Genomic DNA, 24581 nt, shown 5'->3' with positions numbered 1-24581 from the left:
ATGTCCAGCGACGCCCCGATCCACCTGATCCTGGTCGACGGATCGGGGTTCATCTTCCGTGCCTTCCATGCCCTGCCGCCGATGTCCGCCCCGGACGGAACGCCGGTCAATGCGGTCTTCGGCTTCACCAACATGCTGGCGCGCCTGCTGCGCGACCATGCGGGCACCCACCTGGCCGTGATCTTCGACGCCGGGCGACTGACCTTCCGCAACGAGATCTACGACCAGTACAAGGCCCACCGGCCCGAACCGCCCGAGGAATTGCGGCCGCAGTTCGCCCTGGTCCGCGACGCCACGGCGGCCTTCGGCGTGCCGGGAATCGAGCACGCGGGATGGGAAGCCGACGATCTGATCGCGGCCTATGCCCGCCGCGTGACCGATGCCGGGGGCACGTGCACCATCATATCGTCCGACAAGGACCTGATGCAGCTGATCCGGCCCGGCGTCGACATGATGGACCCGATTCGCCAGAAGCCCATCGGCCCGAAGGAGGTCGAGGCCAAGTTCGGCGTGACCCCCGACAAGGTGATCGACGTGCAGGCGCTGATCGGCGATTCGGTGGACAACGTGCCCGGCGTGCCGGGGATCGGGCCCAAGACCGCCTCGGCGCTGATCGCCGAGTACGGATCGCTGGACGCCATCCTGGCGGCCGCGCCGGCGATGAAGGCGTCCAAGCGGCGCGACAATCTGATCGAGTACGCCGACAAGGCCCGGCTGTCGCGCACGCTGGTGACGTTGTGCGAGGACGCGCCGTGCCCCATGCCGCTGGACGAGCTGATCTGCCGCGAGCCCGACGAGGAAAGGCTGGGCGAATGGCTGGCCGTGATGGGCTTCCGGTCGTTGCTGCACCGGATGGGCCTCAAGGGATCGGCCGCCGCCATCGGCGTTGCTCCGTCCGTCACGGCACCTGACCCGGGCGCATCGCCTGCGGCGCGGGATGTCGCCCCGGTGGCGCCCGACCAGGTGCCCTACGGCCCCTATGCGACGGTGACGACCACCGAGGCGCTGGAGGCCTGGGTGGCCGAGGCGCGCCGCGCCGGGGTCTGCGCCGTGGATACCGAAACCGACGGGCTGGATCCGCTGCATGCCGGTCTGGTCGGCCTGTCGCTGGCCGTCGGGCCGGGCCGGGCGTGCTACATCCCCCTGCGGCACGAGGCGGAGCCCGTGGCCGAACCCCAGCTTCTGCCCATGGACGGCGCGGCGGAGACCGGCCCGGAGGCCGATCCGGTCGGCCCGCAGCTGGAGGTCGATCTGGTGCTGGCGGTCATGGGGCCGCTGCTGGCCGACCCGGCGGTGCTGAAGATCTTCCAGAACGCGAAGTTCGACCTGCTGGTGCTGACGCGCGCCGGCGCGCCGCAGCCGGCGCCCATTGACGACACGATGCTGATTTCCTACGCGCAGTTCGCCGGCCGCCACGGCCAGGGGATGGACGAGCTGTCGCGCCTGTACCTGGGTCATACGCCGATTTCCTATGACGAGGTGACGGGCACAGGCCGCAACCGCATCCCCTTCGCGCGGGTGGATGTCAAACGCGCCACGGAATACGCCGCCGAGGACGCGGACGTGACCCTGCGGCTGTGGCTGACGCTGCGCCCGCTGCTGCGCATCCATCGCTCGCTGGCGGTGTATGAGGAACTGGAACGGCCACTGGTGCCGGTGCTGGCGGACATGGAACGCGCGGGGATCGCCGTCGACGTCGCCGAACTGCGCCGGATGTCGGCCGATTTCGCCGAGCGCATGGCAGGCATGGAGGCCGAGATCCATGTGCTGGCGGGCCGGTCGTTCAATGTCGGCTCGCCAAAGCAGCTGGGCGAGATCCTGTTCGACGAGATGGGCCTGCCGGGCGGCAAGCGGATGAAATCCGGGGCATGGGGCACCGATTCCTCGGTCCTGCAGGACCTGTCGGACAAGGGGCACGACCTGCCGGGCCGCATCCTGGCCTGGCGGCAGCTGGCCAAGCTGAAATCGACCTATGCCGACGCGCTGGTCAGCCAGGCCGATCCGCGCAGCGGGCGGGTACATACCTCGTTCCAGATGGCCATCACCACGACCGGCCGCCTGTCCTCCAACGAGCCGAACCTGCAGAACATTCCCATCCGCACCGAGGAAGGCGGCCGCATCCGCCGGGCTTTCGTCGCGGCGCCGGGGCGCGTCCTGCTGTCGGCCGATTACTCGCAGATCGAACTGCGCCTGCTGGCCCATGTCGCGGAAATCGAACCGCTGCGCGAAGCCTTCGCGCTGGGCCAGGACATCCATGCGCGCACGGCATCCGAAGTCTTCGGCATTCCCATCGCGGGCATGGACCCGCTGACCCGCCGCCGGGCGAAAGCGATCAATTTCGGCATCATCTACGGCATCAGCGCCTTCGGCCTGGGGCGGCAGCTGGGCATTTCGCCGGGCGAAGCGCGGTTCTACATCGACGCCTATTTCGCCCGCTATCCCGGGATCCGCGATTACATGGACCGCATGCGCGCCGAGGCGAAGGAGCAGGGCTACGTCACCACCCCGTTCGGCCGGCGCTGCTGGGTGCCGGGGATCGGCGACCGCAACGCCGCCCGCCGCGCCTATGCCGAACGGCAGGCGATCAACGCACCGTTGCAGGGCGGGGCGGCGGACATCATCAAGCGCGCGATGGTGCGCCTGCCGGCGGCGCTGAGCGATGCCGGGCTTGACGGAACCCTGCTGCTTCAGGTCCATGACGAACTTCTGTTCGAGGTGCGGGCGGGCGACGAGGGCGCGCTGTCGGCCCTCGTGAAACAGGTCATGGAATCCGCAGCGTCCCTTTCCGTGCCGCTGGTCGTGGAAACCGGGACCGGATTGAATTGGGCGGACGCACATTGATGCAGCAACGGGACAAACGCAGGCTGACGATCGCCGCGATCATCGTGGTGGTGGCCAGCATCGTGGGGTACGGCACCTACCGGGTGGCGGACCGGATGGGACCCGTCCTGTCCAGCAACGGCAACGAGGTCGGCGGGTCGTTCCGCCTGGTCAGCGCCGCTGACGGGGCGGTGTCGGACACCGATTTCCAGGGACGGTGGATGCTGGTCTATTTCGGCTACACACGCTGCCCGGACACGCAATGCGCGGCCACTCTGACGGCGATGGCCGGCGCGATGGACCGGCTGGGTCCGCGCGCGCGGATGGTGGCGCCGCTGTTCATCACGCTGGATCCGATGCGCGACACGGCCGAGATCCTGCGGGCCTACACCCTGCGCTTCGGCCCGCGCATCTTCGCCCTGACCGGCGCGCCCAACATGATCCAGGCGGTGGCGCGCGAATATCACGCGCCCTACGTTCGACATGAGGGCACGGACGGCGACTACAGCATGGAGCCGTCGCCCCGGATCGTCATCATGTCCCCTGAAGGCCGCTACGCCGGCACGATCGAATCCACGGCGTCGGCCGACGACATCGCGGCCCGCCTGAACGGCCTGATGGCGGCGCCCTGAATGACGGCCTGGTCGGCGCGTGTCCTGGCCGCCGGACTGCTGCTGTCGGCGGCGGGCGCGGACATGGGCCAGGCCAGGGCGCAGGATGCCAAGACGCAGGACGCCCGGGCGCAGGATGGCGGTGCGCCTGCGGCTGTCGGGGACGGCCAGACCCGGGGCAGCCCGCACCGGGGCGGCACCCTGCGGCTGACGGCGGCGTCGTCGGGCGGGACGCTCGACCCGCAACTGAACTACACGTCGCAATACGCGCAGCTGTTCTCGATCCTGTATGACGGGCTGGTGACGTTTCGCAAGGCGCAGGGGATGGGTGGCAGCGAGGTCGTCGCCGACCTGGCCGAATCGGTGCCGCAGCCGGTGGATGGCGGCCTGACCTGGCGTTTCGTCCTGCGGCGCGGCGTGCGCTTTTCCGATGGGCGAGAGGTCACGGTGGCGGACGTGGCGGCGTCGATGCGGCGCATCTTCCGCGTCGGCAGCCCCACGGCGGGATCGTTCTACGGCAATATCGTCGGCGCGGACGCGTGCCTGCGCGATGCGGCGCATTGCACCTTGCAGGGCGGCCTGGACATCGATGCCGCGACGCGTGCCGTCACGTTCCATCTGCGCGATCCGGATGCCGAATTCCTGCAGAAGCTGGCTTTCCCGCACGCGTCGATCGTCCCGGCCGACCTGCCGGACCATGATCTGGGCAACGTGCCCGCGCCCACGACCGGGCCGTACATGTTCGCGTCCTACGACCCCGACCAGGGCGCGCGGCTGGACCGCAACCCGTATTTCCATGTCTGGAGCGCCGAGGCCCAGCCCGACGGTTATGTCGACCACATCACATATGATTTCGGCCTGCCGGACGAAGCCGAGGTGACGGCGATCGAAAACGGCCAATACGACTGGATGTTCGACAACAAGCCGCTGGACCGGCTGGGCGAGATCGGGTCGCGCTATGCCGCGCAGGTTCATCTCCGCCCGCTGTTCGGCATGTATTACGCCCCGATGAACGTCAACCTTCCGCCCTTCGACAACCGGCTGGCGCGGCAGGCGGTCAATTACGCGATGGACCGGCGGGCGATGGTCATCCTGTATGGCGGCACAGGGGTGGCGGCGCCGCTATGCACCATGGTGCCGGGCGGCATCGCGGGCGCGATCGACGGCTGTTCCTACACGCGCGGGGCCGACCCCGACCATCGGGCCGCCACCTGGCAGGCCCCGGACCTGGACCGCGCCCGCGCCCTGGTCGCGCAGAGCGGCACGCGCGGGCAGCATGTGACCCTGGTGGTGCAGAACACCGCGGTGGACATGAGCATGGGGGTGTATCTGCGCAACATGCTGCAGGCCATCGGCTATGACGCCAGCGTCAAGCCGCTGGCCCATTCCATGCAGCTTGGATACATCCAGAATACTGCCAACAAGGTCCAGATCAGCATTTCCGACTGGTTTGCCGATTATCCGTCGGCGTCGAATTTCCTGGACGACCTGCTGGGATGCGAGAATTTCCATCCCGGTTCGGACAATTCCATCAATATCGCCGGCTATTGCGACCGTGCGACGCAGGCATTGATGGACCGCGCCAAGGCCGCGACCGACCCGGCGGAGGCCGCCGATCTGTGGGCGCAGGCGAATCGCGCGATCGACCGCGACACGCCCGACGTGCCGATGATCCGCATGAATTACATCGACCTGGTGTCGCGCCGGCTGGGCAATTATTTCTATACCAACCTTTATCACATGATTTTTTCGCGCGTATGGGTGCAGTGACCGGGGCGGGATGCATGACCGCATGAGGGCGCGTCACCGGCCTGGCGCCGCCTGCCTGTGCGCTGCGTGGCTTGGGGCAATCTGTCCGGGAACGATCTGTCCGGGGATGGCCCGGGCGGCCGGGTCGGACCATCGCGGCGGCACGCTGCGCCTGACCGCCGCGTCGTCGGGCGGGTCGCTGGACCCGCAGATCGCCTACGAACATGAAAACCTGCAACTCGAGGCTCCGGTCTATGACGGGCTGATGGCCTTTCCCAAGAGCGCGCCCGACCGCATCGGCGACGGGGACCGGCCGATACCCGACCTGGCCGACGGGCCGCCCGACATCCGCGATGGCGGCCTGACCTATGTGTTCCACCTGCGGCGCGGCGTGCGGTTTTCCAATGGGCAGGAGGTGACGGTCAACGACGTGGCGGCGACGATGCGCCGGATCTTTCGCGTCAACAGCCCGGCCGCCGGTCCCTATTTCAGCGACCTGGTCGGCGCGGCACCCTGCCTGAACGGCAGGACGGACTGCACCCTGGCCGGGGGCGTGGTGGCCGATCCGGCGGCGGGAAGCGTTACCTTCCATCTGGTGCGGCCGGATCCGGATTTCCTGTACCAGCTGGCCTTTCCGCAGGCGTCGATCGTTCCCGCCGATACGCCCGGCGCCGATACCGGAAATGTCGCCCCGCCGGGCACCGGGCCGTACCGCATCGTGTCCTACGATCCGGATCGCGGGCTGCGGATGGAACGCAACCCGTATTTCCACGCCTGGAACCCGGTAGCGCAGCCCGACGGCTATCCCGACCGCATCCAGTACGATTTCGGGCTGGAGGCCGACGCCGAAGTCACGGCGGTGGAAAACGGCCAGTACGACTGGATGCTGGACATGCCGCCCGCCGACCGGCTGGGCGAACTGGGGGACCGGTACGCCGCGCGCGTCCATCTGTCGGACATGCAGGTCGTCTATTACATGGAACTGAACGTCCGGCGGCCGCCCTTCGACAATCCAGCGGTGCGGCGGGCACTGAACGATGCCATCGACCGGCACGCCGTGGTGATCCATGAAGGCGGCCCGGCACTGGCCCTGCCATTGTGCGGGATGCTGCCGCGCGGGTTGATGGGATATGATCCGGCCTGCGCCTACGGACGCGGCGCGTCGGCCGACCATCCGGCGCCGGCGTGGCAGGGACCGGACCTGGACCGCGCCCGCGCGCTGGTGCGGGCCAGCGGCACGGCGGGGCAGGCGGTGTCTATCGTGACCCAGACCTCGCCGGTCGCCATCGCCATCGCGGGCGAGGTCCGCGATGTCCTGACGGCGCTCGGCTATCGCGTCACCACGCGGGCGATCACGCCCACGGTCGAATTCTCGTACCTCCAGAACACCGGCAACGACGTGCAGATCGGCTTTACCGGCTGGGAATCCGACTATCCCGCGCCCAGCAGCTACCTGCACACGCTGTTTTCCTGCGACAGCTTCCATCCGGGGTCGGACAATTCACTGAACATGTCCGGCCTGTGCGACCCCGCCCTGGATGCCGCGATGCGCGCGGCGGCGCTGGCCCAGATGACCGATCCGGCCCGGGCCGACGCCCTGTGGCGGCAGGTCGGCCGCGACCTGATGGCCCTGGCCCCGGTGGTGCCGCTGGTCCAGACCCGGCGCGTGGATGTCGTGTCCGCGCGGGTGGGCCATGTGGCGATCAGCCCGTACCATCTTCTGCTCATCGCCCAGCTCTGGGTTCGCTAAGGAGGCGTGATGACGACCGCGTTAACCCCTTCGTCCCCTTCCGTGTCGGCGCGCGCGTCCGCTGGCCCGTGGCGCACGGCGGCCCGCGTGTTGGTGCGTCATCGCGGCGCGATGGTGTCGCTGGCGGTCCTGGCGCTGGTGACCGTGGCGTGCCTGCTGGCGCCCGTCTATGCCGACGATGTGGCGCATACCGATCCGTTTACCTCGAACGTCGCGGGGACGGTGATGCTGGACGGGCGGCAGGTCGACATCATGCAGCCCAACGACAATCCGCTGCATCTGGGCCTGTCGCCGATCGGGCCGACCTGGCGCATGGCGGCCTATCCGCTGGGGGCCGACAGCCAGGGGCGGGACGTGGCGGCGCGCCTGCTGTATGGCGGACGCAATTCGCTGCTGATCGCTTTCAGTGCGGCGGCGCTGTGCATCATGGTGGCGGCGTGCGTGGGCATCGTGGCCGGCTATGCCGGGGGCGTGGTGGACGCCGTGCTGTCGCGCATGATGGACATCATGTGGGCGGTGCCGGTCTATCTGTTCGCGATCTCGCTCTCGATCGTCACCGTCAGCCAAGGGCTGCGGATCGGGCCGTTCACCGTGGCCAGCGACAATCTGCTGATCCCGATCTGCATCATCGCGCTGGTCTATGTCCCCTATGCCGCGCGGCCGGTGCGCGGGCGGGTGATGACGCTGCGCCGGTCGGAATTCGTCACCGCCGCGCGTGGGCTGGGGGTGCCGGGCCATCGCATCGTGCTGCGCGACATCCTGCCCAACGTCACCGGCACGCTGGTGGTGCTGGCACCGCTGATGACGGCGCTGGCGCTGATGGCGGAATCGGCGCTGTCGTTCCTGTCGATCGGCGTGCAGGCGCCCGCCGCATCATGGGGTACCATCATCCAGGATGGCGAGGGCCTGATCTATACCCGCCCGATGGTGGCCGTGGCGCCCGGGCTTGCGATCATCGTCGTGGTGCTGGCGCTGAATATCCTGGGCGACGGGATGCGCGACGCGCTGGATGTGCGCGACGGCGACCGGGGGCGCGGCTGATGGCGATGGCGATCCTGCGGCGGCTGGGGCAGACGCTGTTCGTGCTGGTCGGCATCTCGGTGCTGGTATTCCTGGTGTTCTTCGCCACACCGGGCGCCGATCCCACGGCGCGCATCGCCGGGCGCAACGCCTCGCCCCAGACTGTCGCGCGGGTGCGGGTCGAATACGGTTTCGACCGGCCGCTGCCGGTGCAGTACATCCGGATGATGGAAAAGCTGTTCGTGACGCGGGACCTGACCTCCTACGTCAACCGCGGGGAAAAAGTGGTGCCCGAGGTCTTCCAGGCGGCCCCGGTCACGGTGTCGCTGGTCACCGGGGCGGCGGTGATCTGGGTGCTGGCGTCGGTCGCGATGGGCACGCTGGCGGCGGCGCTGCGCGGCGGCTGGGTGGACCGGGGGCTGATGATGCTGGGGCTGGTCGGCATTTCGATCCCCGTCTTCTGGCTGGGCCAGGTCGCCAACCTGCTGACGCAGAGCCGCTATCACGACAGCTGGCTGTTCAGCTGGGTGCCCGGGCTGGGCTACGTGCCCTTCATGCAGGACCCGCTGGGCTGGTTTCGGGCGCTGGTCATCCCGTGGTTCACGCTGGCGGTGCTGTTCATCGGTATCTACAGCCGCGTGCTGCGCGCCGACCTGGTGGCCGTCCGGGGCGAGGATTTCATGCGCACTGCCCGCGCCAAGGGCCTGTCGCCCGCGCGGGTACTGCTGTTCCATGGGCTGCGGACCTCGATGATCACCTTCGTATCGCTGTTCGGGCTGGATTTCGCGCAGCTGGTCGGCGGCGGCGCGCTGCTGACCGAGGTCGTGTTCGGCCTGCAGGGCGTGGGGCGCCTGACCTACCAGGCGCTGGGCAATCTGGACCTGCCGCTGATCATGGCGACGGTGATGTATTCGGCGGTGTTCGTCGTCATCGCCAATGCGGTGGTCGACATGCTCTACCTGCTGCTCGACCCCAGGGTGCGGGATGGACGTGCGTGATGGACGCTGACGCAATGCCGCTGCTGGCGGTCCGGGACCTGACGATCGCGCTGCCGGTCGGCGGGCGGATGGTGACCATCATCGATTCCGTCTCGTTCACGCTGGGCGCGCGGGAAATCCTGGGCATCGTCGGCGAGTCCGGGTCGGGCAAGAGCATGACGGCGCTGGCGCTGATGGGCCTGATCGACGCGCCGGGCGCGCGCATCACCGGCTCGGCGCGCTTCAAGGGCCGCGAACTGGTCGGCCTGCCGCAGCGTGCCTTCCGTGACCTGCGGGGTCGCGAGATCGCGATGATCTTCCAGGACCCGATGACCGCCTTCACCCCGGTCTACACGGTGGGCTGGCAGATCGACGAACAGATCCGCGCCCACGGCCGGGTCACCCGCAAGGACGCCCGCGCCCGCACCATCCGCCTGCTGGGCGACATGGGCGTGCCGGACCCCGCCCGCGTCGCCGACCGCTATCCGCATCAACTCTCCGGCGGCCTGCGCCAGCGCGCGATGATCGCCATGGCGCTGTCGTGCAACCCGTCGCTGCTGATCGCCGACGAACCGACGACGGCGCTGGACGTGACCGTGCAGGCGCAGATCCTGGACCTGCTGCGCCGCCTGCGGCGGGAGTACGGCTCGTCGGTGCTGCTGATCACCCACGACATGGGGGTGGTGGCCGAAACCTGCGACCGCACCATGGTGCTGTATTCGGGCATCATCGCCGAACGTGGGCCGACCGGGGCGGTGTTCGCCCGGCCGGGCCATCCCTACACCGCTGCCCTGCTGGATTCGATCCCGCCGCTGCACGGCGCGCGGCCGGCGCGCCTGCCTTCCATCCCCGGCAGCCCGCCGGCCCCCGCCGACCGCCCGGCGGGCTGCCCTTTCACCCCGCGCTGCGCCTACGCGCACGACGCCTGCGCCGTGCGCCCGCCGCTGCTGCCGCGCGGGGTGCAGGACATCGCCTGTGTGCTGCCGGCCGAAGGGCGCGACCTGCCGGCGCGGTGCGCGACCGTATGAGTGCCAGGAAAGCGCGGGCTCTGCCCGCACCCGCAAGGGGCCGCCGGCCCCTTGACCCCAGAGGCTGTTTCACCAGGCGATCTGCCGGCGATCCGACGCGCGTTTCCTGCGCGCTGGTGCTCACGGCCATCAAGGCCGCTCCGCTCCAGTGCTCGGAAACACAGGACGGGCGTGCCGCTTCGCGGCACTCTCGCTCGGCCGATCGTCTGGCGAAACAACCTCCAAACACTTGGTTTCCAAAGGCGACTGCCTTTGGCGGGGTTTGGGGCAGCGCCCCAAGGAGAACGCGATGACCGCACCGCTGATCGAAGCCCAGTCCCTGCGCATGGAGTACCGCGTCGGCCGGGGTCAGGTGCTGCGCGCGTTGGACGGGGTATCGCTGGCGGTCCGGCCAGGCGAGGTGCTGGGTCTGGTGGGCGAATCCGGATGCGGCAAATCGACGCTGGGGCGCTGCCTGCTGCGCCTGGCCCGGCCGACGGCGGGCCGCGTTGTCTTCGACGGAACCGACATCACCGCCCTGCCGGAACGCACCCTGCGTCCGCTGCGGCAGGGGATGCAGATGGTGTTCCAGGATTCCTATGCCTCGCTGAACCCGCGCCGGCGCATCGGCGACCTGATCGCCGAGCCGCTGCGCGTGCATCGCGACGGGCAGGGGCGGCGACGGACGGCGGCCGATATCGCGGCGCGTCTGGCGGAACTGATGGATCTGGTCGGCCTGCCGCAGGCGGCGCTGGCGCGCTACCCGCATGAATTTTCGGGCGGCCAGCGGCAGCGGATCAACATCGCCCGCGCCCTGGCGCTGTCGCCCCGGCTGGTGGTGGCGGACGAACCGGTATCGGCGCTGGACGTGTCGATCCAGGCGCAGATCGTCAACCTGTTCATGGACCTGCGCGACCGGCTGGGCCTGACCTATGTGTTCGTCGCCCATGATCTGGCGGTGGTGCGCCAGATCTCGACCCGCGTCGCGGTGATGTATCTGGGCGCCATCGTCGAACTGGGCGACGCCGATACCGTGTTGCACCGCCCGGCCCATCCCTACACCGCAGCCTTGATCGCCGCCGTGCCCGAACCGGTGGTGCTGCCCGACGGCGACCGCGCGCCTCCGCTGCGCGGCGACGTGCCCAGCCCGATCGCGCCACCGCCGGGGTGCCGCTTCCACACCCGCTGCCCCAGCGCGCAGGACCGCTGCCGCACCGACCCGCCGGCCCTGCGCGATCCGGGCGACGGGCGGCAGGTGGCGTGCCATTTCCCGCTGACGGGCGGGTAGGGGCCTGCTTCGTCCGCGCGGGCACATTCAAACTGCTTTTTTCAAACTGCCTGCGAACAGGCTGGTCCCAGCAGGCAGTCGACCAGCGGCTGCCGCTCGGGAAAGGCCGGTCGAGCGCGCGGCCAGGTGATCCAGTACCCCGCATCCATGCGCAGGGTCTGGTCTGTCAGCCGCACGAGGGTACCGGCTTCGAGGGCAGCGTTGCACAGGGCAAGCGACGCCAGCAGGATGCCCGCCCCGGCCTCTGCCGCGCGTAACGCCTGCGCGAACGTGTCGAAGCGCAGCGACGGCACAGGCGGAAGCGGCTGACCGGTCTGAAGGGTCCAGTCGCGCCAGCCGATCCTCGGCCCCGAAACCGCGATCAGCGGCTGCTCATGCCAGTTTCCCTTGCGGCCGTTCAGCAAGGCCGGCGACGCCACCGGCGCGAATTCCTCGACGAACAGCCGCTGCGCATCGCGTTGCGGCCAGCTTCCGGTGCCGAAACGGATCTCGAAATCGACCTCCGAGCGCTCATAGTCGGGCAGGTGCTGGATCGTCTCAAAAGAGAGTTGCACATGCGGAAGGCAGCGGCCGATCCGTGAAAGCCGGGGCACGATCCAGAGTTCGATGATCGAGGACGACGCAGCGATCGCGATCTTGCCGTGCGGCGCTTCGAACAGATTGGCGGTGCTGTGCAGAAGCTGGCTGAGCGCGGCCTGCACATGCGGCAGCCAGGCCTCTCCTGTCGTCGAGAGCGTGACCCCGCGCGCCTGGCGGGTGAACAGCTGGGCGCCCAGCCGCAATTCGAGATTGCGGATGCGCTGGCTGACGGCAGCCTGCGTGAGGCCGAGTTCGTTTGCCGCCGCGGTGAAGTTGCCGAGGCGCGCCGCGGCCTCGAAAACCCGGATCCATTCGAGCGGCGGCAGACTCTGACGCGATTCAGACATAATCAAAACGACGCCATTCTATCGATATCCATTAATTGTTCCTATGGGTCGGGTCATGTCAAATGCGCCGTCACATCAACCACTGGGGGTCGGCATGCGGCATGACGTCGAAATTCTGGACGACGGAAAGGCGATCGCCTTGACTGTCTCCGGCGGCCAGGTCCGGCGCTTCCATGCGATCTGGCTGCGCGACAATGCCTGGGACGAGACGACGCGCGCGCCGGGAAACGGCCAGCGGTTGATCACGCTGCGCGATATCCCGGTGGAGACGCGTGTCTCGGCGGCGCATTGCACATCGGGACAGCTGTTCCTGACCTTCGCGCCCGAAGATCGCGTCATTGCCTATGACATCGGCTGGCTGGCCGATCACGCCTACGACAGGACCGGGCGCCGCGCCCCAGGCTGGATCGCCCCCCAGATCGAGACCTGGGATGCCAGCCTGGGCGCGAGGATCCCGCAGGCCGATTTTTCCGAGGTCGTCCACAGTCGGACCGCCCTGGCCGCGTGGCTGTCCGGCATACGCCGCTACGGTTTCGGCAAACTCACCGGCGGAGCGGTAGAGAGCGGCTGCCTGTTCAAAGTCGCATCGCTGTTCGGTTATGTCCGCGAAACGAATTACGGTCGGCATTTCGAAGTGCGGACAGAGGTGAACCCGACGAATCTCGCCTACACGGGTCTTGGCCTGCAGGCCCATACGGATAATCCGTACCGCGATCCCGTCCCCACGTTGCAAATCCTCTATTGTCTCGAAAACTCAGCCGAAGGCGGCGAAAATATCGTCGTCGACGGGTTTTGCGCGGCCAGGCGCCTCCAGGCAGAGGACCCGCGGGGCTTCGCCCTGCTGACACGCTATTGCGCGAATTTCGAATATGCGGGCAGCGAAGGGGTGTACCTGCACGCGCGGCGCCCGATGATCGAGCTGGCCCCGGACGGCGAACTGGTGAATATCCGGTTCAACAACCGTTCCACCGCGGCGATCACCGATGTTCCCTATGAAGACATGGCCGAATACTACGCCGCTTATCGTCGTTTCTGCGACCTGATCGACGACCCCGCGATGGAAGTCACATTCAAGTTGTCGCCGGGCGAATCGTTCGTTGTCGACAACACGCGCGTCCTGCATGCGCGCAAGGGGTATGCGGGGGCGGGTTCGCGCTGGCTCCAGGGATGCTATGCGGACAAGGATGGTCTCCTGTCGACACTGGCGGCAATCGAGCTTCAACACGGCAAGGCGATGTGATGGCAAAGCTCAGTCATGGGACGTTATCGTCCGAAACGATCGTGGCCTTCCTGGCGGATATCTTCGCGCGGCGCGGCGGCGAGGAATATCTTGGCGAACCGGTCACGATGGCCGAGCACATGCTGCAGGGCGCCTGCCTCGCCGAGCGGCAAGGCGAGGCGGATGTCATTATCGTCGCGACGCTGCTGCATGACATCGGTCATTTTACCAGCGAATTCGGCATGTTTTCGATGGACGATACGCACGACAGGCATCACGAGGAGGCCGGCGCGAGGATATTGGAGCGCTTTTTCCCCAGACTCGTCGTCGATTGCGTTCGCCTGCATGTGGCGGCCAAGCGCTATATCTGCGCGACCGACCCCGGCTATTTTTCCCGTCTGTCGGCAGCCTCGGTGCACTCGCTCTCGCTTCAGGGCGGTCCGATGAACGACGCGGAAGTCGCGGCGTTCGAGAAACATCCCGATTTCCGGAAGATCGTGCGCGTTCGTCATCTCGACGATGCCGGCAAGGTCGCGGGAATGGAAACGCCGGATTTCGCCTATTTCGCGCCGATGGTGCAGCGGATCGTGGATGCCCATGGTTCCCGCGCGGCATCGACCCTGTGATGCGCCAGCGACGTTACGCGATGCCGTCGAGGTCGATCGTCCGCCGCACGCCCAGGATATAGACAAGCACGCAGCCCACGCCGATCGCACCCGCGATCACCAGCGCGGAGAGATAGGCGCCCGTGGCCTGCACCGCGACGCCGGTGACGATCGGCGCCATCGCCGCCCCGAAAGACCCCCCGACATTCTGGAACGCCTCCATGGTCGCCACCGCGTCTTCTCCGACGATCACGGCACCCAGCGTCCAGCCGCAGGTCATGGCCACACCGACCGCGAAAAGCGCGATCGACATGATGGAAAGGGTCAGCCACGCCATGTGGGTAAGCCCCGCCGCCATCGTCGCCACGGAGGCGACGCTCAGTGCCCAGGCCAGCGGCTGCCGCGAGCACAGTAGCGGCGGCAGGCCCCGGCGTGCCAGGGCATCGACGATGAAGCCCCCGCATAATCCGCCAAGAAATCCGGAAAGTTGTGGAATGGTGGCCAGATAGCCCGCGTCCTCCGCCGAGAAATGCTGCACCGTCCGCAGATAGGTCGGCAGCCACGCCGAATACAGCCACAGCAGATACATGACCCCCATGAATCCCACCGCCATCGCCCATGCCGTGCGATTTGCCAGCAGGTGGCGCAGGTAGAATGTCATGCCGCGCGCGGCAGGCGGGGGCGCCGGGGCGGCGGTCGGGCGTGGTGACGGCGATCGCACGCCCTGCGTCCCGGGATCGCGATAGAACATGCCCCAGACGACGCCCATGACGGCGCTGGCCACGCCAATCCACAGGAACATGGCATGCCATCCCCAGCGCACCATGATGCTGCTGAGGATGGCGGGTGCGATCGTCTGTCCAAACGACGCCGAGGCGCTGAACACGCCGATGGGCGCCGCGCATTCGGTCTCGTCGAACCATTGCTTGATGACCCGCGTGCCCGCCAGGAACAGCGGTGCCTCGCCAAGGCCGAGGGCGCAGCGGCCCAGCAGCACGCCGCCGACGCCGTTCGCGGTGCCGCACAGGATCTGGGACGCCCCCCACGACAGCAGGCTTGCCAGCAGCAGCCATCGTGCCGGCAGGCGGTCGGACAAAACCCCTGCCGGAAGCTGGGCGCTCATATAGAACCAGGTCGTGGATGACAGCAGGAGGCCGAGCGTCGAATAGGACAGTCCGAAGTCGTGCCCGATCTCCAGATTGGCGATCGCCATCGCCGTCCTGTCCAGATAGGCGATACACCCCGCGCAGACGAGAAGCCCGACGACAACGAACCGATAATACCGCGCGTCGCGTGTCAGCGCTATGATACTCATTGCGTTCCGTATTCTGGGCAAAAGGCAGGAATACCCGTATACGATCGTAACGTATTTGCAAGGGTGGACACCCCTCGGGGCCAGACTGGATGTCCAGACTGGCTTTGAACGGGACGGGTCGAGGTGAAGGCATGGCGTTGCTGCACTTGCCGGGGGCGGCGGGAGTCTGAATTCGGTCCGGAGTTTAGGCCCGGAGTTTACAAGGCGACCGTGTTCCGTTTTTTTGGCGACCATCGGCAACGTGAAAGGCAGGCCCCTGCGCGCGACCCATCCTGGATGTCGGACCATCCCATTGGCCAGCCTTTCGCGCTGGCTGCTGGTCGTCTGCGTCCTGGCGGGTCTGCTGGGCCAGCTTGTGCTGCAGGGACAGGCCCGCCCTGACGAGACGCCGCGTGCGACGTTCGAGCGGCTGACCGGCCTGTCGGTCGGGCCGGCTGCGCCTGCGCCGGCCATATCCGGGATGGACATGCCGCGCATGGACATGGCGGGCATGGGCATGGCGACCATGGGCGATGGCCGTCATGCGCCCCATCACCATGACGACGGGTACTGCCCGTTGTGCCCGCTGCTGCATCTTCCGATGGTCGTGCTGGGCGCGGTCCCAGCCATCGCGCTGACGGTCACGGGGTGGCGCCGGATGTTGTACGGCGCGCAGATGCCGCGCGCCCCGCCGCGCGTGCGGCCGGTCGGCCTTCCACCCCCCACGGGGCCGCCCGCCTTCAGCCGAAACGCATAAAGCGCCGCATGACCGTGTCCTTTCCGGAACATCGGAAGGGGTGAGGCAGCGGCTGTCTTCGTTCCGCTGAAGGCTTTTTCGTCATGACATTCATTCATGTCCGGCGCGCGTCCCGCGTCGGGCTGCTCGCCTGCGGCTGCATGGTCACGTTGCCTGCGTCCGCCGCGCCCCTCCGGGCCGAGGCCCCTGCCGTGTCGCCCGTTGCGCCAGCCGCGCCGATACGCCATGCGGTGCCGCTGAACGGGCCGGCGCATCGCACCGTCGACGCCACCAACCAGGAGGTGATCACGGTCAACGGCCTGCGCCGCACCATCACGGCCGACCACGATACGACGGGTCTGTTCCGGCACAGCCTCGGGTTCAGCGCCTATGCGGGCGGCGGCGTCTCGGCGTTGCCCGTGCTCGACGGCATGGCGGACGATCGCGTCGCGACGTTCGTGGACGGGATGCGGATCGCCTCGGCCTGCCCCAATCACATGAATCCCGCCATGTCCTATATCGACCCCGACGCGGTTTCCACCGCCGTCGCCATCGCGGGCATCACCTCCGTCAGCCAGGGCGGCGACAGCACCGGCGGCACGATCGAGGTCGATCGCAAGGACCCGATCTTCGCCCGAAATTCCAAAATCCTCGTCACCGGCCACGTGCGCGGCGACTATCGCAGCAATGGCGGGGGCTCCGGCGCCTCCGACTCCGTGACCGTCGCCAACGACTGGCTGAGCCTGCGCTACACTGGCTCCTACAGCCATGCCGACGACTACCACGCCGGCGGCGGCGGCCAGCGCGTGCTGTCGACCAACTATCTCAGCTTCAACCATGCGGTGACATTGGGCGTCCGAAAGGCCAATCACCAGCTGGCGCTGACGTTCGGGCAGCAGGACATCCCCTACGAAGGGTTCGCCAACCAGTACATGGACATGACCAACAACCGGTCCACCTTCGTCAACGGCAAGTACACGGGCGATTTCAACTGGGGCACGCTGGAGGCCCGGGGCTTCTGGCAGCGGGTGGACCACGCCATGAACATGCTGTCCGACAAGGGCGGGCACAGTCCCACCACGGGCATGCCCATGAACACCGATACGCGGACGGCCGCCTATTCCATCAAGGCGACCATTCCGCTGGGCCCGCGCCATACGCTGGGGCTGGGCAGTTCGTTCGACCATAACGGGGTGAACGACTGGTGGCCGCCCCTGCAGGGCAGCATGATGATGGGGCCGGGCACGTTCCATAACATCAACGACGGCCACCGCGACCGGCTGGGCCATTACGTCGAATGGAAGGCGCAGTGGCTGCCGCGCGTTTCGACCGAACTCGGCCTGCGCAGCGACCTGGTCATGATGAATACCGGCCTGGTCGCGCCCTATTCCTGGACGGGCATGATGAGCATGAGCGACGCCATGGCGGCCCGCCGCTTCAACGCGGCGTCGCGCGGGCGGACCGATACCAATTTCGACGTCACGGCGCTGCTGCACTGGCATCCGCTGGACAGCCTGATGATCGACGGCGGCTATGCCCGCAAGACGCGTTCGCCGAACCTGTACGAACGCTATGCCTGGGGCGTGGGCAACATGGCCACCATGATGATCGGCTGGTTCGGCGACGGCAACGGCTATGTCGGCAACCTGAACCTGACGCCGGAGGTCGCCAATACCGCCAGCACCACGATCACCTGGCACGACCCGGTGGACAACGCCTGGCAGGTGAAGGTGCAGCCCTATTACACCTACACGCACAACTACATCAACGTGGTGCGGATCGGCGCACTCGCCAGCGGCTTGTCGAAACTGCAATTCGCCAATCACGACGCCCAGAGCTACGGCATCAACAGCTCCGCCGTCGTCCGCCTGTGGAAATACGACGCCTTTGGGACTGGCGAGCTTCGCGCCAACCTCAACTGGGTGCGCGGCCAGGACCTGGTGACGCATTCCGGCCTGTACCACCAGATGCCCGCCAACGGCGCGATCAGCCTGCACGAGAACTGGCGGAACTGGACCGGCCATGTGGAGGTCACGCTGGTAAAAGCCAAAAGCACGGTAGACTGGCTACGCAACGAACCACGCACGCCCGGCTACGCGCTGCTGGGCCTGGGCGGCACCTACCGCTGGCGCAACCTCACGCTCGACGCCAGCATCGAGAACGTGACCAACCAGAAATACGATCTGCCGCTGGGCGGCTTGTCCCTGGGCGACTACCGCGCCACTGGCCTTCTGGGGCCACTGCCCGGCCTGGGACGCTCGTTCAATGTCAGCCTGTCCGCCGCGTTCTGACCGGGCATGGGGGCGGTCCGGGCGGCGTGATCGAAGACCCTATCTCGAACGCGCCATGATTTTCCTCGCAACCGCCTTCCTTGCCTCCAAATGAATATTAGCAGGGGCATGCATTTTCGACCTAAGTCGGACGGTCAATGGCTCGGCTTCTGGTCCCGAGAGCGAACAGCCCCCAATGACTGCTGTCAGCCGTGATGCGCCCATCCACGTCATTCAGCCGGGCAGTTCATGTCTCGGAAGCGGACATTGGGCCGCACAGCACGTAGGCCCGGGTTGGTGGGGAAACCAGTCTGTCCGCTTCGGCGCAGCGAGTGAGCAAAAGCTGACGTGCCTTTGGCCTACAACAACGCCAATTCATGCCCCCGACGTTCATTTACTCGCTAGAGTAAGGACCACATTGATCTGTGGGAAGGAATCTGTTTCAGGCTTCTACGAAAAGACTGAAGATGAGCGACCTATATTGCCTGACGGACGTGCGGATGGCCCGTCCAAGACGCTCGCTCTACAATCGCTGGAAGCGTTGGGGTGTTGAGAAGGTTTTTCCCGGATGATGGATGGCTTGGCGGCGCGTCATCACGTGCTACGCTAGATGTGCACGACCGTGTTCTCCTCCGCCATATGCCTCACTGCCACCGTCATGTTCTGGCTATGATCCCTCAGCTGGGATCGCTGCCCATGAAAAGATGCCGCGGCCACTATCGTAAGCGCTTTCCTCATCCTGATCAGGTGCACCGCTCGTTTCGAATGAGTTTTGGAACGTCCCCTTGGCTATTGGAATTACAAAAAAACAAAAGTTAATTATAATTGAATATGTATCAAATTCGGCCGTCCGAGTATCATATCATACAAAAGATCATATTCGCTCAACAAACGCACATTTCTTCTGTCGGTAGGTGGCGTCTCGCTTGGTCCTTTATCAATTTCAGTGACGAGGGAGGCAAAGTCGATCTCATAAGTCCCCGTCATTGTTTGATAAATGCCATCTTGTCCTACGACCCGCTCCTCGTAACCCATGAAACATTCAAGGACACCAGCCAGTCCGATGTCGTCAGTTAAAAACTGAATCCGTTTATAGCTTCTGCCATGATCGTCGCTAGATTCTTCGGTCTTGAATTTGAATTGCAAGAATCTCAAAATGATTGAGATATCAGCAAAAGCATTCTCGGCACTAAACACGTTAGTATCGGCTTTAAACTTTATGACTTTGCGAGCATTGACGTTGCCGTATAGGGAGCCGAGCGTGAGCAAAACGGTGGGGTGTTGCCTCGAGATTGAAAGCGAATCAGCCTTTTCCAGTATCTTACGGGCCATCTCAAGTCGATTTGCGCGTGCCACCGGATTTGCGAGGCCGAGAGAATTAACGTCTCTCAGAAATTCGAGATGTATGTCTTGCTCCGGATCACATGGTTGGCGCTTCATCGCCCGCATAATGCCAATTAATAAGGCATCACTCTCGTCAATTTTAGCATTGATGAAAAATCGGCGCATAGTAGCAACGTCGTTAAGAATCTGGGCTTCCAACTCCTCAACGCTCAAGCTGGCTCGGGGGTCAAAAGTTTTTTCAAGGAGCGCCAGAAAATAGGAAATGGAATTATGAGGCTTATCGAGATCGCGCAAAGATTTTACCAGAGCGGCCTTACGGGCATTAGCTTCTAGGGCTTCCTCCGAAAGCTTCGTTGCATTTACCACGCAGATATCAAGTATATATAAGGTGGGTATTGTCGATGGTTCGACGCGACCCTCACTCAAAATCATATTTTGTCACCATCGTAGCCGTGCCTATACTCATAAGCCTGTGAAAGTCCATGTCAATATTGTTTGTGGCGCTGATAGACCGCCTTTTGCGGTCCGTCCAACGATGTCGCCTTTCCGTCAGAAGGATATTCGTTTGAACGTCCGCGAAGAGGGCGGTTACCGTCTGTCAGCTATGCAGATAACCGACAGAGGGGTCAGCAGGATTTCGGTGTCTGGCTGCAAAGAACAGACGCTCTCGACCTCGTTTTCTTACTGCCGCAAATTCCGGATGAGTTGCAGTCAGCTGCGCTACGATCCATCATGTCTCAGGGAATGGCGGAGCCGGGAACGAATAATGAAGCTTCAGAAGGTCACGATCAGAAATTTTCGGCGCCTTGAGAAGGTGACGATTGACATAGAGGAAAAGGAGACCTTGTTCGTCGGTCCAAACAACAGCGGAAAGACTTCGGCTACTGCCATTTTCCGCGCGTTTCTTGGCGGACGTGAGTTCAAGATCCACGACTTCTCGGTCTCATGCCTTACCGATTTCGAACACTTTGCCAAAACTGGCGACTCTGCCGACCTCCCGGAGATCGGTCTCGACCTCTGGTTCGAGATTGATCCCAACACCATTGCCTTCGGTCGAGTCTTTACCCTTCTTCCCAAATTGTCAGATTTCACACAGGTCGGTTTTCGCTTACGGTTTGGCATCGACGATGCCAAGAAATTGCGCGAAGAATATTTCGCGGCCTATCCCGCAGGCGAGGACGGTCGACACGCTCGCAGCTTATCTCAGTATCTCGCCACCGATACAAACCTCAACCGTCACGCCGCTACGCGCTATGCTTCGCTTGAGGAAGTAGCAGCGGATGACAGCGAAACCACTATCGTCGCTACCCCGTTGGAGCCGGATGAGGGTAAACGGCTCGTACGCCAGTTGGTCCGTGCCGAATTTGTCGATGCCCAGCGCAACATCAACGATGATGATAATAGTCGCAGCAACCGCCTTTCTGCAGCTTTTGCTTCTTTCTATCGTAAAAATCTCGATCAAGCCGCATATGCGGTCGAAGCGCACCAGGTGATTGATGAGAATAATGCCGCTTTAACCCGGCATTATGAGAAACAATTCGCACCGCTCATCGACCTTATCAAGGGGCTGGGCGTGCCGTCGGTCAATGACCGCGAACTGAAAATTATATCCTCGCTCAGCCCGGAAAGCGCACTGCGAGGAAACACCGAACTCCTCTATGTCGATCCTCATCAACAACACGAGCTACCCGAGCTTTATAACGGGCTCGGCTTCAAGAACCTTATCTATATGGCGATTCAGGCACGTCACTTCCATACACAGTGGCTTGCCACGCCGGAGAACCGACCGCTTTGTCTGCTGATTTTTATCGAGGAGCCTGAAGTCCATCTTCATGCTCAGGTTCAACAAAGCTTCATCGCCAATATATGGAGTGTGATTGAGGACTCAGCAAAAGCCGCTGGTCAGTCGGCTTTGATGCCACAAATCATTATCACTACCCATTCTTCGCATATCCTCGACGCCATCAATTTTGAGAAAGTTCGCTATTTTCAGCGCTGCCATCTTACTGGCGAAGCTGCGAAGGATGGCATACGCAACGCATCTGACGTTCGCAGCCTACGTACCTTCCAACCGGAGGCCGATGTTATAGAAGGCGTGGCAATTTCACCTGAGGATACTCTGACGTTCCTCAAACGCTATCTCCGGCTCACGCACTGCGACTTGTTCTTCGCCGACGCCGTAATTCTCGTAGAAGGCGCCGCCGAAAAGCTTTTACTGCCGTCGATGATTGAGACCTCAGCAGCTCGATTGCGTGCGTGCTATCTCACCATCCTTGAGGTAGGAGGGGCCTATGCCCACCGTTTCGAAGGGCTGCTCGACTTTTTACGCATTCCATATCTCGTCGTGACCGACCTCGATTCTGTCGAACCAACCGGCTATCCGAGTACTTGTCGCGCCGATGTTGCGAACGCACGGACCTCCAATGCTTCACTCAAGAAACTTTGTGGTAAGGGCAGAGTCGCCGAGTTGGTCGCTATGTCGCCCTCTGACAAGATATCGACCTCCAAGGACCGCTGTATTGCCTTCGAATATGGTGTGCTGGTCAGCGAAGGTGGGGTGCAATTCGAGATGATCCCTCGCACGCTTGAAGAAGCAATTGCTTATGAGAATTTTGCCCTGCTTCGCACTGGAATACTTTCGATCGGCACGGTAATCCCCGCCCCCCTTTCCGAGGCCTATACAGTGATCTACGAGCGCATCGGTTCGAAGGATTTCAAGAAGACCGACTTTGCGATGGATCTTCTCGCGGCTAAGTCGAGTTGGACGGTGCCTACCTACATTGCTGAAGGCCTACGCTGGCTCGAGCTAAGACTGTGCGGCGAGCCAGCACCACAACCTTCCCAAGGCGGTAAGGCCGGTACGGCAAACACAGGCGGGAATACGAAAGCAGGTACTACGGCATGAGCGGTAAGGTTGAGACCCAGGCAGATGCTGATGTGCGTGCCTGTATTGACGGACATCGCAGTTTTGCGCTCGTTGCCGGCGCTGGTTCGGGCAAGACCACGTCGCTCATCGAAGCACTGACTCGCGTGCGCACGCGAGAAGGCCAACAATTGCGACAAAATGGACAACGTATCGCCTGCATCACTTTCACCAAACGCGCGGTTGAAGTGATCAAAGCGCGACTGGGATTCGACGAGCTCTATCTGGTATCTACGCTTCACAACTTCCTATGGAATCAGATGAGTCGCTTCCACGACGATATTCGAGAGGCACTACGCGAGGCACGGCTTCCGGCGCTCATTCGAAAAGAGCGCGACAAGGATAACGGCGGGAATAGCCGTACCGCGACAGATGCCCGCGCCAAAGCCTTACGCTACGAGCAGAATCTAGTCGATCTCAATACAGTCCCAGTCTTCAGCTATGCCGATGCTAAATGGGGTGACTATCTGGCGGGCCGGCTCGGTCATGACGACATTATCGAAATCGCTGCCTATCTGTTTGCACACAACACGACGTTTCGACGGCTCACCGGACTCCGGTTCCCCTATATCTTTGTTGATGAGGCACAGGATACCTTTCCCGGCATCATCGCCGGCCTCAACCTGATCGGCAGAAGCGAAGGGCTGCCAATCGTCGGGTATTTCGGCGATCCCTGGCAGCAAATCTATGATGGCAGCGCCGGAGACTTCGCGCCACCTATGGGAGGCATGCCCATTACCAAGACTGAGAACTTCCGCTGCTCTAAAAGTGTGATACGCCTGCTCAATGCCTTCCGAACGGATGTCAAGCAATACGCTGCGGGTGAGAATGCGAACCGCGAAGGCAGTGTCTTGTTTCGACTGGTCCAGGCCGAGAAGCCTGAACTACCCCGCAACCGCTATTCCGAAGCCCAGATTACCCGTGCGCTGGCCCGGATGGACACTGCGATGGCAGAATGGGGATGGGCCGAACGTGATGATGTGATCAAGCTGTTCCTAGCCAACCAGATGATCGCACGCCGGCTAGGCTTCGCCGAACTGAATCGCCTTTTCAACGGTCCTTATGCTTCGACTCGTGCAGAAGAGGCGTTCGAAGCGGGCGAGTATTTCTTGCTAAAGCCGTTTACTGACATCATCTACCCACTCATCGCTGCCCATACCGCTGATGATAGCCGCGCCATTATCGACATTTTGCGGCGCAATAGCCCTGCGTTCGCCGTCAACGGGATCAACGCCGAGGCTACGCTCAAAGCGATGGTCGAGACATCCGTGAGTCTGGTCGAGCAACTTAATGTACTTTGGGCATCGGGCTCAGTCGGCGAGCTTTTACGGTTCTGCGTCGCCAAGGAAATCATCCCAACTTCGGACAAGTTAAATGAGCAGCTTAATCGCGCGCCACGCGATGAGGATTACGTTGAGGAATTGCATAGCCTCGATAAGGGTGACTGGCTCGCTGACGCACTGTTCGCGATGAAACCCATGGAAATTGTCCCTTACGCCTCCTTCATTGCCGAGAACACAGCCTACAGCACCCAGCACGGCGTTAAAGGCGAAGAATACGCTAAGGTGCTGATCGTATATGACGATGTCGAAGCAGCTTGGAACATCTACAATTTCAGCAAGACGCTAACACCTGCAACCGCAGGTCAACCCACGGACGGTCAGCGAGGTAGAGGGCAGCGGCTTGCCTACGTGTCCTTCTCGCGAGCGCTCGAGGATTTGCGAGTATTGTTTTTCACGACTGACCCCGACGGGGCCTGCCAAGAACTAATCGAGCGTAAGCTGGTGGCTGCCGAGCAGATCGAGATCGTACGGGCCTAGTGGGTTGGCGCATCATGCTGTGGCGAACCGCAGCTATTCACGTTCCAGTCCCAGAAAGCTGCCTATTTGAATGCGGCTTCCCCCTACCAAACTGCATCGCTCATGTCTGCTGTTCGGCGAGTCATTCAGAAGCCTGGATGACCGAAATGAGGCGAAAGCGGCAATACGTGGAGTTCCCGCTGATGTCAGCTTTTCGCATATCGATCCCTTAAAATTGCCAGT

Annotated in this window: 17 protein-coding genes; 14 read left to right on the top strand and 3 right to left on the bottom strand. The window is 63.9% G+C overall.

Features of this window, described 5'->3' with window-relative positions; genetic code table 11:
• The 8 genes from polA (at position 1) to HLH28_RS13360 (ending at position 11222) form a co-directional block, all read left to right on the top strand.
• Complete coding sequence (gene polA / locus HLH28_RS13395) at positions 1 to 2841, top strand: DNA polymerase I (RefSeq protein ID WP_182960024.1); 2841 nt, start codon at positions 1 to 3, stop codon at positions 2839 to 2841.
• Positions 2841 to 3452 carry an SCO family protein gene (locus HLH28_RS13390; protein ID WP_182960021.1) on the top strand — a complete coding sequence of 204 codons (612 nt, stop codon included), beginning with the start codon at positions 2841 to 2843 and terminating at the stop codon, positions 3450 to 3452. Before polA ends, HLH28_RS13390 begins: the two co-directional genes overlap by 1 nt.
• A 63-nt stretch (positions 3453 to 3515) precedes the next feature.
• Positions 3516 to 5201 carry an ABC transporter substrate-binding protein gene (locus HLH28_RS13385; RefSeq protein WP_182960163.1) on the top strand — a complete coding sequence of 562 codons (1686 nt, stop codon included), beginning with the start codon at positions 3516 to 3518 and terminating at the stop codon, positions 5199 to 5201.
• Between the two features lie 106 nt (positions 5202 to 5307).
• Complete coding sequence (locus HLH28_RS13380) at positions 5308 to 6930, top strand: ABC transporter substrate-binding protein (RefSeq protein ID WP_182960018.1); 1623 nt, start codon at positions 5308 to 5310, stop codon at positions 6928 to 6930.
• Between the two features lie 9 nt (positions 6931 to 6939).
• Complete coding sequence (locus HLH28_RS13375; protein ID WP_182960016.1) at positions 6940 to 7971, top strand: ABC transporter permease; 1032 nt, start codon at positions 6940 to 6942, stop codon at positions 7969 to 7971.
• Positions 7971 to 8948, top strand: a complete 978-nt coding sequence (locus tag HLH28_RS13370) for an ABC transporter permease (RefSeq protein WP_182960014.1) — start codon at positions 7971 to 7973, stop codon at positions 8946 to 8948. The genes HLH28_RS13375 and HLH28_RS13370 overlap by 1 nt, the downstream gene beginning before the upstream one ends.
• Positions 8948 to 9955, top strand: a complete 1008-nt coding sequence (locus HLH28_RS13365) for an ABC transporter ATP-binding protein (RefSeq protein WP_182960012.1) — start codon at positions 8948 to 8950, stop codon at positions 9953 to 9955. The genes HLH28_RS13370 and HLH28_RS13365 overlap by 1 nt, the downstream gene beginning before the upstream one ends.
• 289 nt (positions 9956 to 10244) lie before the next feature.
• A complete protein-coding gene (locus HLH28_RS13360) occupies positions 10245 to 11222 on the top strand; it encodes an ABC transporter ATP-binding protein (RefSeq protein ID WP_182960010.1) in 978 nt (325 codons plus the stop codon).
• Between the two features lie 41 nt (positions 11223 to 11263).
• Here HLH28_RS13360 and HLH28_RS13355 read toward each other — a convergent pair whose 3' ends face one another.
• Positions 11264 to 12148, bottom strand: coding sequence for a LysR substrate-binding domain-containing protein (locus tag HLH28_RS13355; protein ID WP_182960008.1), 885 nt, complete (start codon positions 12146 to 12148; stop codon positions 11264 to 11266).
• A gap of 94 nt (positions 12149 to 12242) precedes the next feature.
• On the opposite strand from HLH28_RS13355, the gene tmpA reads away from it, so the two are divergent.
• On the top strand, positions 12243 to 13388 hold the full coding sequence (gene tmpA, locus HLH28_RS13350) for a 2-trimethylaminoethylphosphonate dioxygenase (RefSeq protein ID WP_182960005.1): 1146 nt from the start codon (positions 12243 to 12245) through the stop codon (positions 13386 to 13388).
• A complete protein-coding gene (gene tmpB / locus HLH28_RS13345; protein ID WP_182960003.1) occupies positions 13388 to 13993 on the top strand; it encodes a (R)-1-hydroxy-2-trimethylaminoethylphosphonate oxygenase in 606 nt (201 codons plus the stop codon). Before tmpA ends, tmpB begins: the two co-directional genes overlap by 1 nt.
• A gap of 13 nt (positions 13994 to 14006) precedes the next feature.
• Here tmpB and HLH28_RS13340 read toward each other — a convergent pair whose 3' ends face one another.
• Positions 14007 to 15287 (bottom strand): MFS transporter, encoded by a 1281-nt coding sequence (locus tag HLH28_RS13340; RefSeq protein WP_182960001.1) that lies wholly within the window; start codon positions 15285 to 15287, stop codon positions 14007 to 14009.
• Positions 15288 to 15579: 292 nt separating this feature from the next.
• On the opposite strand from HLH28_RS13340, the gene HLH28_RS13335 reads away from it, so the two are divergent.
• Together HLH28_RS13335 and HLH28_RS13330 are read left to right on the top strand one after the other, a co-directional pair.
• Positions 15580 to 16023 carry a DUF2946 family protein gene (locus tag HLH28_RS13335; protein ID WP_182959999.1) on the top strand — a complete coding sequence of 148 codons (444 nt, stop codon included), beginning with the start codon at positions 15580 to 15582 and terminating at the stop codon, positions 16021 to 16023.
• A gap of 83 nt (positions 16024 to 16106) precedes the next feature.
• Complete coding sequence (locus tag HLH28_RS13330) at positions 16107 to 18293, top strand: TonB-dependent receptor plug domain-containing protein (RefSeq protein WP_182959997.1); 2187 nt, start codon at positions 16107 to 16109, stop codon at positions 18291 to 18293.
• A 798-nt stretch (positions 18294 to 19091) separates the two neighbouring features.
• Here the strand turns inward: HLH28_RS13330 and HLH28_RS13325 are convergent.
• A complete protein-coding gene (locus HLH28_RS13325; protein WP_338029738.1) occupies positions 19092 to 19982 on the bottom strand; it encodes a hypothetical protein in 891 nt (296 codons plus the stop codon).
• Between the two features lie 400 nt (positions 19983 to 20382).
• On the opposite strand from HLH28_RS13325, the gene HLH28_RS13320 reads away from it, so the two are divergent.
• Together HLH28_RS13320 and HLH28_RS13315 are read left to right on the top strand one after the other, a co-directional pair.
• Positions 20383 to 22521 carry an ATP-dependent nuclease gene (locus tag HLH28_RS13320; protein WP_182959991.1) on the top strand — a complete coding sequence of 713 codons (2139 nt, stop codon included), beginning with the start codon at positions 20383 to 20385 and terminating at the stop codon, positions 22519 to 22521.
• Complete coding sequence (locus tag HLH28_RS13315) at positions 22518 to 24359, top strand: UvrD-helicase domain-containing protein (RefSeq protein ID WP_182959989.1); 1842 nt, start codon at positions 22518 to 22520, stop codon at positions 24357 to 24359. The genes HLH28_RS13320 and HLH28_RS13315 overlap by 4 nt, the downstream gene beginning before the upstream one ends.
• The last annotated feature ends 222 nt before the right edge of the window (positions 24360 to 24581 follow it).

Origin of the sequence: Gluconacetobacter tumulisoli (genome assembly GCF_014174155.1) — a bacterium.
Taxonomy (GTDB): Bacteria; Pseudomonadota; Alphaproteobacteria; order Acetobacterales; family Acetobacteraceae; genus Gluconacetobacter; species Gluconacetobacter tumulisoli.
Note: the sequence above shows the minus strand (reverse complement) of the source record. Positions and strands in the feature narration are given on the sequence as shown.

Coding starts and splice junctions, on each gene's coding strand:
- polA (WP_182960024.1), top strand. CDS start 1: ATGTCCAGCGACGCCCCGATCCACCTGATCCTGGTCGACGGATCGGGG.
- HLH28_RS13390 (WP_182960021.1), top strand. CDS start 2,841: ATGCAGCAACGGGACAAACGCAGGCTGACGATCGCCGCGATCATCGTG.
- HLH28_RS13385 (WP_182960163.1), top strand. CDS start 3,516: ATGGGCCAGGCCAGGGCGCAGGATGCCAAGACGCAGGACGCCCGGGCG.
- HLH28_RS13380 (WP_182960018.1), top strand. CDS start 5,308: ATGGCCCGGGCGGCCGGGTCGGACCATCGCGGCGGCACGCTGCGCCTG.
- HLH28_RS13375 (WP_182960016.1), top strand. CDS start 6,940: ATGACGACCGCGTTAACCCCTTCGTCCCCTTCCGTGTCGGCGCGCGCG.
- HLH28_RS13370 (WP_182960014.1), top strand. CDS start 7,971: ATGGCGATGGCGATCCTGCGGCGGCTGGGGCAGACGCTGTTCGTGCTG.
- HLH28_RS13365 (WP_182960012.1), top strand. CDS start 8,948: ATGGACGCTGACGCAATGCCGCTGCTGGCGGTCCGGGACCTGACGATC.
- HLH28_RS13360 (WP_182960010.1), top strand. CDS start 10,245: ATGACCGCACCGCTGATCGAAGCCCAGTCCCTGCGCATGGAGTACCGC.
- HLH28_RS13355 (WP_182960008.1), bottom strand. CDS start 12,148: ATGTCTGAATCGCGTCAGAGTCTGCCGCCGCTCGAATGGATCCGGGTT.
- tmpA (WP_182960005.1), top strand. CDS start 12,243: ATGCGGCATGACGTCGAAATTCTGGACGACGGAAAGGCGATCGCCTTG.
- tmpB (WP_182960003.1), top strand. CDS start 13,388: ATGGCAAAGCTCAGTCATGGGACGTTATCGTCCGAAACGATCGTGGCC.
- HLH28_RS13340 (WP_182960001.1), bottom strand. CDS start 15,287: ATGAGTATCATAGCGCTGACACGCGACGCGCGGTATTATCGGTTCGTT.
- HLH28_RS13330 (WP_182959997.1), top strand. CDS start 16,107: ATGACATTCATTCATGTCCGGCGCGCGTCCCGCGTCGGGCTGCTCGCC.
- HLH28_RS13320 (WP_182959991.1), top strand. CDS start 20,383: ATGAAGCTTCAGAAGGTCACGATCAGAAATTTTCGGCGCCTTGAGAAG.
- HLH28_RS13315 (WP_182959989.1), top strand. CDS start 22,518: ATGAGCGGTAAGGTTGAGACCCAGGCAGATGCTGATGTGCGTGCCTGT.